The 14357-nt window shown below is 67.0% G+C and carries 15 protein-coding genes and 2 tRNA genes; 3 read left to right on the forward strand and 14 right to left on the reverse strand.

Going from position 1 to position 14357, the window contains the following annotated elements:
* Positions 1-24: 24 nt before the first annotated feature.
* The 9 genes from ITX31_RS07440 to ITX31_RS07480 form a co-directional block, all read right to left on the reverse strand.
* Positions 25-1266: an MFS transporter gene (locus tag ITX31_RS07440; RefSeq protein WP_194782801.1), complete on the reverse strand. Its 1242-nt coding sequence runs from the start codon at positions 1264-1266 to the stop codon at positions 25-27.
* Between the two features lie 29 nt (positions 1267-1295).
* Complete coding sequence (locus ITX31_RS07445) at positions 1296-1778, reverse strand: MarR family winged helix-turn-helix transcriptional regulator (RefSeq protein ID WP_194782802.1); 483 nt, start codon at positions 1776-1778, stop codon at positions 1296-1298.
* Between the two features lie 127 nt (positions 1779-1905).
* Positions 1906-2979: a UDP-N-acetylmuramate dehydrogenase gene (locus ITX31_RS07450; protein ID WP_194783555.1), complete on the reverse strand. Its 1074-nt coding sequence runs from the start codon at positions 2977-2979 to the stop codon at positions 1906-1908.
* A 5-nt stretch (positions 2980-2984) separates the two neighbouring features.
* A complete protein-coding gene (locus tag ITX31_RS07455) occupies positions 2985-3416 on the reverse strand; it encodes a MaoC family dehydratase (protein WP_194782803.1) in 432 nt (143 codons plus the stop codon).
* 2 nt (positions 3417-3418) lie between these two features.
* The gene (locus ITX31_RS07460; RefSeq protein WP_194782804.1) at positions 3419-3868 is read right to left on the reverse strand and encodes a MaoC family dehydratase N-terminal domain-containing protein; all 450 of its coding nucleotides are present in this window, start codon (positions 3866-3868) and stop codon (positions 3419-3421) included.
* The gene (locus tag ITX31_RS07465; protein WP_194782805.1) at positions 3865-4095 is read right to left on the reverse strand and encodes a hypothetical protein; all 231 of its coding nucleotides are present in this window, start codon (positions 4093-4095) and stop codon (positions 3865-3867) included. Before ITX31_RS07465 ends, ITX31_RS07460 begins: the two co-directional genes overlap by 4 nt.
* Before the next feature lie 58 nt (positions 4096-4153).
* Positions 4154-5062 (reverse strand): DUF2797 domain-containing protein, encoded by a 909-nt coding sequence (locus ITX31_RS07470; protein WP_194782806.1) that lies wholly within the window; start codon positions 5060-5062, stop codon positions 4154-4156.
* 18 nt (positions 5063-5080) lie between these two features.
* Positions 5081-5326, reverse strand: coding sequence for a hypothetical protein (locus ITX31_RS07475; RefSeq protein WP_228529098.1), 246 nt, complete (start codon positions 5324-5326; stop codon positions 5081-5083).
* A gap of 33 nt (positions 5327-5359) precedes the next feature.
* The gene (locus ITX31_RS07480; RefSeq protein WP_194782807.1) at positions 5360-6553 is read right to left on the reverse strand and encodes an acyl-CoA dehydrogenase family protein; all 1194 of its coding nucleotides are present in this window, start codon (positions 6551-6553) and stop codon (positions 5360-5362) included.
* An 81-nt stretch (positions 6554-6634) separates the two neighbouring features.
* Between ITX31_RS07480 and ITX31_RS15990 the strand changes: the two genes are divergently transcribed.
* Complete coding sequence (locus tag ITX31_RS15990) at positions 6635-8125, forward strand: PucR family transcriptional regulator (RefSeq protein WP_194782808.1); 1491 nt, start codon at positions 6635-6637, stop codon at positions 8123-8125.
* Here the strand turns inward: ITX31_RS15990 and ITX31_RS07490 are convergent.
* The 5 genes from ITX31_RS07490 to ITX31_RS07510 form a co-directional block, all read right to left on the reverse strand.
* Complete coding sequence (locus tag ITX31_RS07490) at positions 8110-9321, reverse strand: CoA transferase (protein WP_323745608.1); 1212 nt, start codon at positions 9319-9321, stop codon at positions 8110-8112. The genes ITX31_RS15990 and ITX31_RS07490 overlap by 16 nt on opposite strands.
* A 181-nt stretch (positions 9322-9502) precedes the next feature.
* Positions 9503-10069, reverse strand: coding sequence for a type 1 glutamine amidotransferase domain-containing protein (locus ITX31_RS07495; protein WP_194782809.1), 567 nt, complete (start codon positions 10067-10069; stop codon positions 9503-9505).
* Positions 10070-10160: 91 nt separating this feature from the next.
* Entirely contained in the window at positions 10161-11960 is a 1800-nt protein-coding gene (locus ITX31_RS07500) for an AAA family ATPase (RefSeq protein ID WP_194782810.1), read from the reverse strand.
* 230 nt (positions 11961-12190) lie between these two features.
* Positions 12191-12264: transfer RNA gene (locus ITX31_RS07505), tRNA-Met, on the reverse strand.
* Positions 12265-12337: 73 nt separating this feature from the next.
* Positions 12338-12409, reverse strand: a tRNA-Thr gene (locus ITX31_RS07510).
* A gap of 248 nt (positions 12410-12657) precedes the next feature.
* Between ITX31_RS07510 and ITX31_RS07515 the strand changes: the two genes are divergently transcribed.
* Both ITX31_RS07515 and ITX31_RS07520 read left to right on the forward strand, forming a co-directional pair.
* On the forward strand, positions 12658-14025 hold the full coding sequence (locus ITX31_RS07515; protein ID WP_228529099.1) for a protein kinase domain-containing protein: 1368 nt from the start codon (positions 12658-12660) through the stop codon (positions 14023-14025).
* A gap of 90 nt (positions 14026-14115) precedes the next feature.
* Positions 14116-14355 (forward strand): PLDc N-terminal domain-containing protein, encoded by a 240-nt coding sequence (locus ITX31_RS07520; protein ID WP_194782812.1) that lies wholly within the window; start codon positions 14116-14118, stop codon positions 14353-14355.
* Positions 14356-14357: the final 2 nt, after the last annotated feature.

Raw genomic sequence — 14357 nt, forward strand, 5'->3', positions numbered from 1 at the left:
TCCGCGGATGCCTGAGCCGGCGCACTAATCCGCGCCGACGGCGGCCGTCTCCTCAGGGACCGCGTGGGGGTCCGGATCGCCCGCCCCGCTGCGCAGGAGCAGCAGTCCTGCGGCAGCGGCACAGCAGATGGCACCCACCCAGAACGGCGCACGCATACCGAGCCACTGAGCAATGTGGCCCACCAGGATCGCCGAGACTGCTCCGCCAAACCAGCGAAGGAAGTTATAGCCGGCGCTGTTCACCGCACGCGGCCCCGTGCCGGAGCTCATTGCCGTGCCGGTGAAGAGGGTGTTCAGGATGCCGGAGAAGATGCCGGAGACAATGATGCCTGCCACCACTACCGTCTTGTTCCCGGCGGCCATGCCCAGCAGCACCAGCGCGTAGATCAGCACGGTGGCTACCGCTCCCCCGCGCTCGCCGAACCAGCGTGCCACTTTCGGTGCCAGCAGCACGGAAGAAACCGCCACGCACAGGCCCCAGCCGAAGAAGACGAAACCGACGTAGAAGGCGCCTTCCTCCAGGACGAACGGTGACCAGGCGATGATCGAGAAGAACGCCGCCGTGTAGAACGCCGATCCGAGGGAAGTCAGCAGGAGGTTCCGGTTGCGCAGCGCCAGGATGGGATCGATGAGCCGAATCTTCTGCCGCGCAGATTTGTCCTTGTCCCTGGCCAGCATTGCCGTGCAGAGGATGACGCCGATGGCCATCAGCACTGCGGTGCCGGCAAACGGCCCGCGCCACGAGATGGCGCCCAGCACGGCGCCCAGCAGCGGCCCGACGGCGAGCCCCACGCCCAGCGCTGCCTCATACAGCAGAATCGCCCCGGCCTGCCCGCCCGCAGCGGCTCCAACGATGACGGAGAGCGCCGTCGCGATGAAGAACGCATTTCCCAGCCCCCAGACGGCACGCAGCCACACGAGCGTCTCGATGCTGTTCGCCAGTGAACATGCGCCAGCCGCCAGGACAATAAGTACCAGTCCGGCAACCAGGGTGCGTTTGGGGCCAAAGCGGTAGGACATCACTCCGGTCAGCAGCATGGCCAGAACCTGGACGCCCAGGTAGGAACCGAAAAGCAGGGTGGTCTCCGTGGGGGAAGCACCGAGCTCCTCGGTGATGGTGTTCAGGATCGGGTCTACCAGGCCGATGCCCATAAACGCGATCACAGCGGCGAACGCCGTGACCCACACAGTTTTTGGCTGACCGTGCAACGCGTCCGCGAGCCGTGGATGTGCGGAAGCTTCCCGCACGGCTGCAGCTTTACTCATGTCTGTGGTGCCTTTCGAAAAGAGGTCCTTTAGTTGTCCGCGGAGGGACGGGGGCCTGGAGGGACCGGGTCCGGCGTCTCCGGCCCCAGGGACAGAAGCCGCACTATTGCCGGGACGGCGTCCTGCAGAAGCCTGCGGTCCTGCTCGGGAAGACGCTCGAGCAGGAGGGCGAACGAGTGGTTTCGGCGGTCCACGAGCTCCTCCACCTGGCTGCGGCCCTTCGCGGTGAGGTCGATGACGACGGCGCGCCGGTCGGCTGGATCCGCCCGGCGTTCCACCAGGCCCAGCCTGACCAGCCCGTTGACCACGGACGTGGCCGAGGGCAGCTGGACGCCTTCCAACGCAGCGAGTTCACTCATCCGGAGCGGTCCGCGGTCTACCAGCGTGCTCATGACCGAGGACTGGGATGTGGTCAGGTCCCAGCCCGGGATGCGGCGGCGGCTCAGATGGTAGAGCCGGGGCAGCGTGGGGCGCAGTTCGCGGGACAGCCGAAGGGACTCGTCGAAACTCATAGTTAAAGATTCTAAGTATTAGAGGCTCTAAGTACAATCGCGGCAATCCGGAGGACAGCCCGGAACAACGAAACCGCCCGTTCGGATGTCCGAACGGGCGGTTTCTTCCCAGTCTCTGCGGGGGCGGCTACAGCGTGCAGTTGATCAGCAGCGGTTCCGGATGCAGCCGGATTCCAAAGCGCTGCTCGACGCCGTCCGCTACCGCGCGGGCCACGGCCAGCAGGTCTTCCGCAGAAGCGCTGCCGCGGTTCGTCACGGCCAGGGTGTGTTTGGCGGACAGCGATGCCCGCCCGCCGGCGATGCCCTCCCCGTCGGTGCCCGCCAGGCCGAAACCCTTGCCGAAACCGGCATGTTCAATCAACCAGGCAGCACTGAGCTTGACCTTTCCCGGTTCCGCAACAGGGTAGCGCGGCGCTTCCGCCGGCAGCCGGTCAGCATCCGGTGCGTGCAGGATGGGATTCGTGAAGAAGGACCCGGTGCTGTAGGTGTCCGGATCCGACGAGTCGAGGACCATGCCTTTGCCGGCACGCAGCCGCAGGACTTCCCGGCGTACATCGGCGGTGTCCGCGCTCTCGCCCACTTCAACGTTCAGCGCGCGGGCAAGCTCGGCGTAGCGCACGGGAGCGCTGGCGGTTGTCTTGGTCACGGCGAATTCAACGCTGAGGACGACGTACCGCGGAGAACCGTTCACCGTGGTGCGCTTGAGCAGCGAATCCCGGTAACCGAACTCCAGGTCCGGAGCGCCGAAGCGGCGCCGCGCGCGTTCCCTGCGGTCCCAGGTGAGCACCGAGACAATACTGTGCGAAACATCCGAACCGTAGGCGCCCACGTTTTGCACCGGCGTCGCGCCCGTCAGTCCGGGAATTCCGGAGAGTGCTTCAAGGCCGGAATAGCCTTCGGCCACGGTCGTTGCCACCAGGTCATCCCATGGGTGGCCCGCCTGCACGTCTACGACGGCCGTACCGCCGTCGCCTTCCCTGAATTCGATGCCGCGGTTGCCGACGTGCACCACTGCGCCGTCGAAGCCGGCGTCGGAAATGAGCAGGTTTGAACCGCCGCCCACGATCAGCAGGGACTCCGATGCCTCGTCTGCTGCACGAACCATTGAGATGAGTTCATCGGGTGTTTCCGCATTCAGGTAGCGGTAGGCCGGCCCGCCCACACGGGAGGTCGTCAGGGATGCAAGCTGCATCGAGGTCAGAGCACTCACCAGACCCGTACAACCGCCTGCGCCTTGACCAGCACTTTTTGGCCGTTGAAGGCAACTGTCAGGTCGATCCGTGCCGTTGAGTTGTCAGCGTCTACCGCACCGACGGTACCGGTGACGTCGACGACGGCGCCCGGGGCACCGGCAACGTCTTCAACGGTGACGGGACGGGTGAAACGGGTCTGGTAATCCAGGACAGCTCCCGGATCGCCGATCCAGTCGGTTACCAGCTGCACGGCCGCACCCATGGTGAACATGCCGTGCGCGATGACTCCGGGCAGGTCCACGGAACGCGCAAACCGTTCGTTCCAGTGGATCGGATTGAAGTCTCCCGAGGCACCGGCGTAACGGACCAGGTCCGCGCGGCTGATTTCAAGGGTGGTCCGGCCGATTTCCTGTCCGGCCTCCAGTTCGCTGAGTGCAATGGACATGGCTACTGGCCCTCTCCCCGGACGAGGATGGATGAGAGTGTGGTGGCGACCTTCTCGCCGTCCACTGTGGAGATTTCCGCGCGTGTGGTGATCAGGGCGCCGTCGCCCATTGCCCGCACGTTGTCCACGTGCAGTTCGGCCAGCAGCTCATCCCCCGCAACGATCGGACGGTGGTGGGTGAAGCGCTGGTCGGCATGGACCACCCGGGAAAAGTCGATTCCGGCTTCAGGATCGCGGATCAGCTGCGCGTCGGCCAGCTGGGCCACGATGATGGCGAAGGTGGGCGGGGCTACCAGGTCTGCGTATCCAAGCTCCTGCGCTGCAGCGACGTCGAAGTGGGCCGGGCTGGTCGCCTTCACCGCCCGGGCGAACTCCCGGATCTTCTCGCGTCCCACCTGGTAGGACTCTCCGGCCGGATAGCTCCGGCCGGCCAGCTCGGGGTTGATGCTCATTTGTTTCCCTTCATCCGGCGGCGGGCGTCGCGGGCTCGCACCACCATACCGCTCAGGTGCATGCTCATGCCCACCACAATGACCGGCAGGGCGAGGTACATGATGATTTGCTGGTTGGTCACGGCGCCCAGGATGACCATGAGGATTCCTGCTCCGGTCACCGAGAGGGCGATGACCACGAGGCGGCGGTAGAGCGGCGAACCGGTTTCCCAGGGGGTGTTAAGCATGGCTTCAGAATACAGTCGCGGCGCCGCAGGCACCGAAACGGCGAAGCACGGCAGAGCGTCAGAACAGGGGCTGCTGGAGAGCGGGCAGCTCGGTGCGGAAGTCCCCGAATTCGATGCGCTGCCCCTTCAGGGCGGTGAGGTCCGCCAGGAAGCACAGGCCGGCGTCGTCCGTGGCTGCGAGCGCGGTGCTGCCCAGCATGCCGCGGAGCACCAGACCGTGCTCACCGGTGGCCAGGGCAAGCGGGTATGGCGCCGGGGCTTTCTCTTCCAGGACCGCGTCGAACGCCTCGGGGCGCTGCCAGGTCTCCTTCACCACGTCGAACCCCTCCGGGTTCCGGTCGATCAGGACCGCACGGGCGGCATCGGCGTGGTTCGCGTTGATCGCCTCCAGCTCCTCACACGGCAGCGGGGCCGCCAGGGCGGCGCACTTGTGTCCGGCCCGCACGGCCTGCGGCAGTCCGAGGGTGCCGGAAATCCCGTCTTCGAGCACCCGGACCTGCTGGCCGTTGGCAGCGCGTGCCACGTACTGGGCTGCGAGCGCTCCCTGTTCAGTGAGGCGCAGGACCTTCCGCCGGTCTGCCGCGGTGCCTACCTTGGTGGTCCCGTCCGCGAAGGTGGCAATGTACAGCCACTGCGGCCGGGCGAGGTAATTCTTCAGCCCCGCCGGAAGGTCACCGCCGCGGTGGCTGTTGTGGACCAGCCGTCCCTCGTCCTGGAAGAAGCACCGCCGGCACTGGTTGCCCCGCTCTGCGGGTGCATTTCCCGGACAGGGCCGGGCAGTGCGTCCCTCTTCGCCGAGGAGCTCGTAGCCCAGGCAGTAGCGCGGAGCCTCTGAGCGGATCCGGAACCGCAGCTGGGTCCCGGAGGCGAGCCGCAGCGTCGACCGTCCGCCGGGCTGAAACAGGCGGAGGAAAGCGCCGTCGCCGTCCCATGCCGTGCCGCCGCAGAGATACAGGGCGTTAGTCATTTGGCGGAGCCTCCGGAGCTAGGGTGCCTTTTCACGGTACCGCACCGGTCCGGGGCCCCCGGCACGGCCAGCCCGGGCTGCCTCCGCGCAGGTAGACCGTGGCGGTGTGGGTGAAGAACTCCTTGGCGGACTGCCCCTGTTCCTTCGGTCCGTACCGGATTTCTTTGCCCCGCCGAACGGAACATGGGGATCGGTTCCTGCGGATTCGGAGTTCACATACAGGATTCCGACGCCGATGCCCTCGACGGCGTCGAGCAAGGACATCTCCTGTGTTGGGTAGACCGGTCCGGTCCCCGGTTAGCGGAAGGCGGGGACGCCGGTGAGCTGCTGGCCGAGAATGAGCGTGTGCACCTCGTCCGTGCCCTCATACGTACGTACGGATTCAAGGTTGTTCGCGTGGCGCAACGGCGAGTGCTCAAGGGTGATGCCGTTGCCGCCGAGGATGGTCCTGGCCTCACGGGCAACGGCGATGGCTTCCCGGACGTTGTTCAGCTTGCCCACCGAGATCTGGTGGTTCTGCAGCGTTCCGGCGTCCTTGAGCCTGCCCAGGTGGAGTGCGAGCAGGAATCCCTTGTTGATCTCCAGGGCCATGTCCACCAGCTTCTGCTGGGTCAGCTGGTATCCGGCGAGCGGCTTGTCGAACTGCAGGCGTTCCCTGGCGTAGGCCAGGGCGGCTTCGAATGAATCCCGGGCGGCGCCCATGGACCCCCAGATGATGCCGTAGCGCGCTTCGTTGAGGCAGGAGAATGGTCCGCGCAGGCCGCGGGCGCCGGGAAGCACGGCATCAGCCGGCAGCCGCAAGTCACTGAGTTCGATCTCGCACTGGATGCTTGCGCGCATGGACAGTTTCGGCCCGATGGGGGTGGCGGTGAATCCGGCGGTCCCGGCGGGAACCACGAATCCGCGGATACCGTCGTCGGTCTGCGCCCAGATCACGGCCACCGAGGCGATGTTGGCGAGTCCAATCCACCGCTTGGTGCCGTTGAGGACCCAGTCCTCGCCGTCGCGGCGGGCGAAGGTCTTCATGGCAGACGGATCGGACCCGGCGGTGGGTTCGGTGAGTCCGAAGCAGCCGATCTCCTCCCCCCTGGCCATCCCCGGCAGCCAGCGCTCCTTCTGTTCCTCGGACCCCCATTTGGAGATGGCACTCATGGCCAGCGAGCCCTGCACGGAGACAAAGGTCCGCAGTCCGGAGTCGCCGGCCTCAAGCTCGGCCCCGGCGAGCCCGTATTCGACGGCGGAACGCCCTGCGCAGCCGTAGCCGTGCAGGTGCATTCCCAACAGACCGAGCTTTCCCATCTCCGGCACGATCTCCAGCGGGAAATGGGCGGCTTCGAACCAGCCGGCGATATTGGGGCGGATCGCCTCGTCCACGAAGGAGCGAACCTTGGCCCGCAGCGCCAGCTCGTCGCTGCTGAGCAGTGAATCGAAGCTGATGAGGTCTGCCGGTTCCAGGGTGTCCGTGGGCGGGACTGCTGTGGTTTTGGTCATGGGCACACGCTACGGAGGCCTGCGGCATGCGTCATTGAGCATTTGGCCCAATTGTGGGGTAGATACCGGATGATTTATCCCATGGTTTTCCTTTCTGAGCTTTGTGCCGTCCTCGGAACGCACCTCGTGCCGGTCAACAGCCGCTCCCTTCCGGCCCGGGAACTGACCGGCGTCCATGTGTCGGAGCTGGAGGACCCCACGCCTTACCTGGACGGCGGAGAGCTGCTGCTCACCACGGGAATGCCGCTGGGCGGAAGCCCCGCGGCCACCGCGCGCTACGTGGACCGGCTTCGTGCCAGGGGAGTCCACGCTCTTGGCATCGGGCTGGGTCCCTGGCTCACCGATGTGCCGCACTACCTGTCCGAAGCCTGCGACGAGGCTCAGATCCACCTGCTGGCAGTGCCCGACGGCGTACCGTTCCAGGACGTGTCCCGCTCCTTCTGGAGGCTCTCGGCCCGCAGCGGCCAGGCGGAGCTGCTGGGCAGCCTGGGAACCCAGACGTCCCTTGCGCAGGCGGCCACGCGCCCCGGCGGCGCCGCCGCCGTCATTCGCGGCCTCGCCCAGGCCCTGGGCGGATGGGCCGCTTTCCTGCCCGCCGGCACGGAACCGGCGCGGTACTGGCCGGAGAGCACGGGCGCACTGCTTCCCCTGTTGCGTGAAGAGACCATCCGGCTCAACCGGGCCGGCACCCATTCGGCCGCGACCTTCGAGCTGCACGGCCAGCCGGTGGTGGAGTATCCGATTGCTGCCGGCGGACGGATCCACGGTTTCCTGGCCGTGGGGCCCGGACGGAAGCTCGCTGCGCCGGACCGGCAGGTCATCATGACCGTCTGCACGCTGCTGGCGCTGAAGGCCCGCCAGCGGGAAGCAGCGTCCAGTGCTGCTTCCGTCCTGGAATCCGCCGTCGCCAAGCTGGTGCTGCACGGGCACACGGAGGCGGCACGGATCCTCGCGGAGGATGCGGGGCATCCTGAGCTGCCGCACAGCGTGCGGGTCCTCGCGCTCAGCGCGGGAGACGCAGCGGTTCCCGAGCAGCTGGTGGCGGCCGCCCCGGCCCTTGCACCGGCGCCCGGGGTGCTGCCGGTCCCCGAGGCAGTCCTAAACTGCATGCTCCGCCACGAGCGGGACGGGGTGCTGTACGTACTCCTGCCCGAAGGCGGTAGCGGGCATGCACGCGGGAAGGTTCCCGCCGGGGCACCGGTCCCGGAATGTGCCGGCGCCGTCAGCGATCCGGTCAGCCTGGCTGAGGTGCCGGGGGTCCTGGCCGGGCTGCGGCGGGCACTGAGCCAGGCCCCGGCGGGTGCTCTCGCAGGCATTGCTGCACCTGCCCATGCTGCGGCACAGGGGTGGGTCCAGTCGCTGGCGGCGTATTCCCGTGCCGACCTGGTGGGCACGGTCACCGAATACCTGCGGCACCGGGGGCACTGGGAAAACGCCTCGCGCGCCCTGGGCATCCACCGCAATTCCCTCCGGCACCGGATGGCACTCGCCTCGTCCCTGCTCGGCGTGAACCTGGATGACCCGGATGTCTTCGCCCCGCTGTGGCTGGAGCTGCGTCAGCGGGAGCTGTAGCGTTCCACCGCCGGGTTTCCCGCCGGTTCCTGCAGCCACTGCAGGACGTCTTCCGTGTGCTGTCCGAGCCTGGGCGGAGCGTCCGCCCGCGGGGCCAGCGCAGGTTCCCACTGGGCTGGGTGGCGGATCTGCCGTCCGGCCGGAGCGCCGTCGGCATCCGTCAGTTCAAGCACCGGTTCAAGGCCGAGCGACGCGGCGTAGGCAATTCCCTCGTCGATGCCGGCAACTTTTCCCGCGGGCACTCCTGCCCGGCTCAGGCGTTCCTGCCAGTGGGCCGCGGGGGCAGCGGCGAGGCACTCCTCCAAGAGCGGAATCAGCTCCTCCCGGTGCCGTACCCGGGCACTGTTAGTAGCGAACCGTTCATCCACGGCCAGCCAGGGAACATCCAGTTCGCGGGCCAGCCCGGCGAACTGCGAGTCGTTGCCGCACGCCACAGCCAGTGGAACGTCCGCGCAGGCCAGCAGCTGGTACGGAACAATGGAGGGGTGGGCGTTACCCATGCGGCCCGGCACCACTCCGGCGCCAAGGAAAGCCTGCGCCTGGTTGGCCAGGGCCCCCTGCAGGCTGGAGAGCAGGTTGAGCCGCACGTGGGTTCCCCGACCGGTAGCCCGGCGGGAAAGCAGTGCTGCCAGCACCGCCGTCGCGGCGTCCTTGGCGGTGAGCACGTCTACCAGGGCCACCCCGGCTTTCATCGGTGTTCCGCCGGACTCCCCTGTGATGCTCATCAACCCGCCAAGGGCCTGGACCACAAAATCGTAGCCCGGCAGGTTCCGGCCGCCGCCGTCGCCAAAACCGGAGATGGACGCGTAGACGAGGCCCGGATTCGCCTCGCTCAGCTCCGCGTAGCCCAGCCCCAGTTTGTCGAGCCCGCCGGGCTTGAAGTTCTCCACCAGGACGTCCGCCCGCAGCGCCAGTTCCCTCGCAAGCCGGAGCCCGCGCTCGTCTGCCAGGTCAAGGCAGACCGATTCCTTGTTCCGGTTCGCTGCTTCAAAGTAGGTGGCCCCGGTGCCGGAGAACGGCGGCCCCCAGCTGCGGGTGTCATCCCCCGTCTCCGGTCGTTCAACCTTGATGACCCGCGCACCCAGGTCCGCCAGGGTCATGGTGCACAGGGGACCGGCCAGAATGCGGGAGAAGTCAGCCACCAGGATTCCCTCAAGCGGCCGCTGGCCCTCCGGCGTCGTGTCTCTGCTGCTCACGGACGCAGTCCCCCTTTTGGCTAGGCTCCACGATTCCTCCCACCCTAGGCAGTCAAGACCGGAGGAACCTGGTCATCCCATCCAAACTGCCGGGTCAACACGCACAAGGGCGGCAGCACGCTGGCAGCACACCGCCCCGGGAGCCTGGCGGCTTCCGGGGCGGTGCGGGAAAGGGGAAACGTCAGGCGTGCTGCCCGGCGTGCTCCCCTTCGGAGATCTCTTCGACCACCTTGGCGTTGAAGGCTTCTAGGTCGTCAGGGGTGCGGCTGGTAACCAGGCCCTGGTCCACGACAACCTCTTCATCGCTCCAGTTCGCCCCCGCGTTGCGCAGGTCGGTGGCGAGGGTGTGGAAGGACGTCAGGTCACGGCCCTGGACTACCTCGGCGTCGATCAGCAGCCACGGTCCGTGGCAGATCGCTGCGACCGGCTTGCCTGCTTCGAAGAAGTCCCGCGCAAACCGCTGGGCATCCTTGTTCACCCGCAGGAAATCGGCGTTGACGACGCCGCCGGGCAGGACCAGCGCATCGAAGTCCGAAGCGTTGGCGTCCGCCACGTCCAGGTCCACGGAGAAGGTGTCCCCCTTATCCAAACCGTTGAAGCCCTGGATGCTGTCGCTTGACGGTGAAACCAGGACCGGCGATCCGCCGGCTTCCTTCACGGCTTCCCACGGGCTGGTGAGTTCAACCTGCTCTACGCCGTCCGTGAGCAGGAAAGCGACCTTCTTGCCGGAAATATCATGTGCTGACATTTTGCCTCCGTTCGTGGTCTGGCGGTCCGGCCTGAACCGCCTCTGCCCTCTACCCTAGGAAAAAGTGGCAAAGATAAGCAAGCTGATCTTTCTACAGTCCTCCGGCTACGGCTGCCGCTGCCCTCAGCCAGGCGCGCTGGGTGGCGGGGCGGAGGGAGGCGTAGCGGATCTGTCCCTTTACCAGCTCGGGGTCATACGGAATCGTTACCGCGGCCCGCGCGAGCACCTTGAACGCCTCGGCGACTCTCCTTGCCTGCGCTTCGGTGCCGTTGCGGTCGGCCTGGGAAACAATGACGACGGCGCCGCGCGCCAGCTCCGCATACTTTCCGCCGCGTTCCTGCAGCGCTTCAAGCAGCAGCGCACCTGCCTCGGCATGTTCCTCGACCGTGGTGGTGGCAATGACCAGCTGGTCGGTGTGGTCGATCATGCGCAGCCACCGCTCGGCGCTTTCGTCGTTGCCGGAGTCCACCACGTTGAGGCGGAAGTATTTGGATGCCACGGAGTGCAGCGCGTCGAAGTCAGCCTTGGTGACCTTCTGCTCCGAGGCCAGGACATTCGGATTGGAACGCAGTACGTCGTATTTGTCATCCGTCTGGTGATGGACGAACTTGGCCAGCATGGCCGACTGGGCTGCCGGGGACTGCAGCAGCCCGGTTTCAGGAAGCAGGTCCATAACCGTGGCATCGTGCTGCGCCTGCTCGGTCCGCCAGCCAAGGGTTCCCCGGGTCTCGTTGTTGTCCCAGGCAAGGACCGGGCCCCCGCCGTTGCGGGCAAAAATGGCAGCCAGCATCACCGTGGTGGGCGTCTTGTTCGCGCCGCCCTTGCCATTCACCACGGAGATGGTCCGCGGACCGGGCCAGTGCTGGCTGACGATCCGGGTGTCCCTGCGCTCCTCAAGTTCCCGCGCAGACGGCGCTATCCGGATGCCGAGGAATGCAAGGAAACCGCGAAAGCCGCGGGCTGCCGGGATCTTGGCGGTCTGGGTGTCGAGGAACGTCGCACGGCGAACGTCGTTGGGCTCCCCCCGCACCGCTGCCCGGGTGCGTTCGCGAAGATCGACCGGCATCTGTGCCGGCTCCGGCGGGAGCCCGGCGGGAGGACCCGCCGGGTCTTCAGCGGGGTCGCGGACCTTCATTTCCATCTCCTGCTGTGCGCCGGCGGGCGGGGCAGCCGGCAGCTCGGGAAGCGCGACGGCCAGCGGCTGCCCGTCAGTACTCAGGCCGGGTTCCTGCACCGGGTCGGGTGTGGACTCGGGCGCCGCCTCACGCACCGGCGGGAATTCCGGGGCGCGCGGGGCCTCAGGGGCCGCGTTCGCGGCCATGGGCACGGCTTCAACCGGGGGCTCAGGCTGGGTACTGGTATCGGAAGCAGGATCAGTCTCAGGCTCGGCGTCGAACTCCGGCTCGGCCGCAGGCTCGGCGTCGGCCTCCGGCTCGGCCGCAGTCTCAGTCTCAGGCTCGGCGTCGAACTCCGGCTCGGCCGCTGTCTCAGGTTCGGACTCAGGCGCGGCCTCCGGCAGCGCTGCCGTTTCATCAGCCGTATGAGTGGAATCCGGCTGCCCGTCGTCGTCAGGGGTGGCTGAGGAGGGATCCCCAAGCAGCACGCCTGCAGCGGCGGCGGGTGAGCGGCCATCCCCGGCTCCAGTCAGCCCTGATGGCTGGTCGCTGCCCCGGGACCGCAGTTCAGCACGGGCACGGCGCCGGGATGGAAGCGTTTCGGCGCCCTCTCCCGCTGCCTGGCCGGCACTGGCCGAATCCTGGACCCCGCTGCCCTGCGCGGCGCGCTGCCCGGCACCGCTCGCAGTCCCGGGCATGTCAGTGTTCTGCGCTGCCCGCCGGGCGCGCCGGGTCGGCAGGGCCTGCTCGTTGGCGGCAGGGTTGTTCTCTGTCATGGGGTCTGCATCTTTCGTTCCGTGCTCGGGCGATTGACTTAGGACGGCGCTCTCCCTGTGATCCTACAAGCCGCCCACGCTCCGCCCCGGCGGGGCACTGCGTGTCACAGCCGGTTTCCGGCCGCCACTTCCGCCGGCTCGGCGAAGACATGTTCCCCGATTCCGGGCACCGCAGTGCCGGGACAGCAGAAAACCCCCGGAATCACGCGGATCCCGGGGGTTTTTCCCTGTAGCGGTGGGGAGGCTCGATCTCCCGACCTCACGATTATGAGTCGTGCGCTCTAACCAACTGAGCTACACCGCCATAAATGAGTCAAGCCCGCGTGTTTCGCCTGCTGTTGGACAACAGGCTTACAAACGCGGACCCTCCCATTGAGAGCCCCGACCGGGAATCGATCCCGGGACCTCCATCTTACCAAGATGGCGCTCTACCACTGAGCTATCGGGGCATCGCCCCTTACCGGGGCAACGACATAAGACTCTACCAGTACTTTCTCCGCATCACGAAATCGATTCGAACCAAACTCCGCATCTGTGATCGAAGACACTTCCGCCGCAGGTCAGGGGCACGTCATGCAGCAAATGCAAGGCACCTGGGCCGTAGAATAAATGACGGGAAACAACAGGGTTTCCGCACCGCCGCAGCCCCACGCCGGCCGGAACAGATTCTTACAGGAGCGTGCGGATGCCAAGGCACATGGGTCCAGGAACGGTAGTCGGCGGAAGGTACCGCCTGGCGGAAAGAATCGGCTCGGGTTCCATGGGCGCGGTGCACCGGGCGGTCGACGAACTCTTGGGCCGCGACGTCGCCGTGAAGCTCATCGCTTCCCGCGCCCGCACGGCCGAAGAACGGCAGCGGGATGAAGCCGAGGCGAAGGTCCTTTCCCAGCTGAACCACCACAGCCTCATCACCCTGTTCGACGCCGGCACGGAGGTATCGCCGTCGGGCACTTCGATTGTGTGGCTGGCGATGGAACTTGTCCAGGGACCGGACCTCAGCCGCCGCCTGGCCAAAGGCAAGCTGCCGGCCAGGCAGGTCTCCCACCTCGGTTACGACGTGTCGATCGGCCTGGACTACATGCACCGGGCCGGCATCGTCCACCGGGACGTTAAACCTGCCAACATCCTTCTTTTCGACTACCGGGAAGACGAATCCCGGCTGCGCGCCAAACTGACCGACTTCGGTGTGGCCCAGATGGCCGGAGATCCCACGCCCCAGAGTGACGGGTTCACGGGCACCGCCGGCTTCATGAGTCCGGAACAGGTGCGCTCCGAGCCTGCCGGACCGCACAGCGATGTGTATTCGCTGGGACTGGTGCTGCTGCGCTGCCTGACCGGCGAGCGGGCTTTTCCCGGGATGGCCGTTGAAAGTGCCCTGGCCCGTCTGTTCCGCGGTCCGGCGATTCCCGACTCGCTGGGTCCGGCATGGACAGCCATTTTGAAAGCCATGACCGCGCCGGACACCGATGAGAGGCCCTCGGCCCACGAAGTGTCCGAAGCCATGATGGAACTGGCCACAGCCGGCCGCGGACGGCGCAGCGTTGTGGCAGACCCTGACCGTGTCCGGGCGGCGGAGGAACTCGCCGCGGAGTCCGAAGACGGGCCGGATCCGGTGCTGGACCGCATCACCGCCATCACCGCCCGGGTGCTGGATGTTCCCGTCGCAGCCATCTCCATCGTGGGAGCCGAACGGGTATGGACCATGTCCGGCAGCGGGACCAGCCGCGGATCGGCTGATGCAAGCCGTTCCCTCTGCCCCGTCACTGTGAGCCAGGACGCCCCCTTCATTGTCGACGACGTCCAGGGAGACCCCCGTACCTCCGACGTCCCGCTGGTCGCTGCTTCCCCCGGCTTCGGCTTCTATGCCGGCATACCGCTGCGCAACGAGGAGGGCCTGGCGCTGGGCACCCTCTGTGTGATGGACCGGGAAGCCCGCAGCCTCACGGGGGAACAGGAAAGCACTCTGCGGGACCTGGCGGCCCTCGCCTCGGACGTGCTGCAGCTCCGGCAGGAGGCCCGGGAAGCGCAGGACGCACTGAGCAGGGATCCTGCTGTGGCAGACTGACAGGCGAAATCCCGGAAGGGACCCGGCTGCCATAGGAGGCACCCCATCGACCAAGGCCCCAACCCCGTTGTCCCGGCGTATTGGGAATTCATGGTTCCAGCCGTGGGCGTCCTGATGCTGGCGCTGGCCGTCACCGCCGTGGTCTCCCTTGCCCGGCAGAAGGACCTGTCCGGTGGCTTGAAGCTCCTGTGCCTGCTGGGCATCCTGGGCTTCCCCGTCCTGGGGCCCGCCGTCTGGTTCTTTCATCTGTTCCGTGTCCGGCGCCGGCGCCCACTGGATCCGCACGAATCGCCCGCCATCGCGACAGGCCACGCAGCCAACCGCCGTTAAAC

The sequence above is a fragment of the Arthrobacter gandavensis genome (assembly GCF_015355785.1).
GTDB lineage: Bacteria > Actinomycetota > Actinomycetes > Actinomycetales > Micrococcaceae > Arthrobacter_B > Arthrobacter_B gandavensis_A.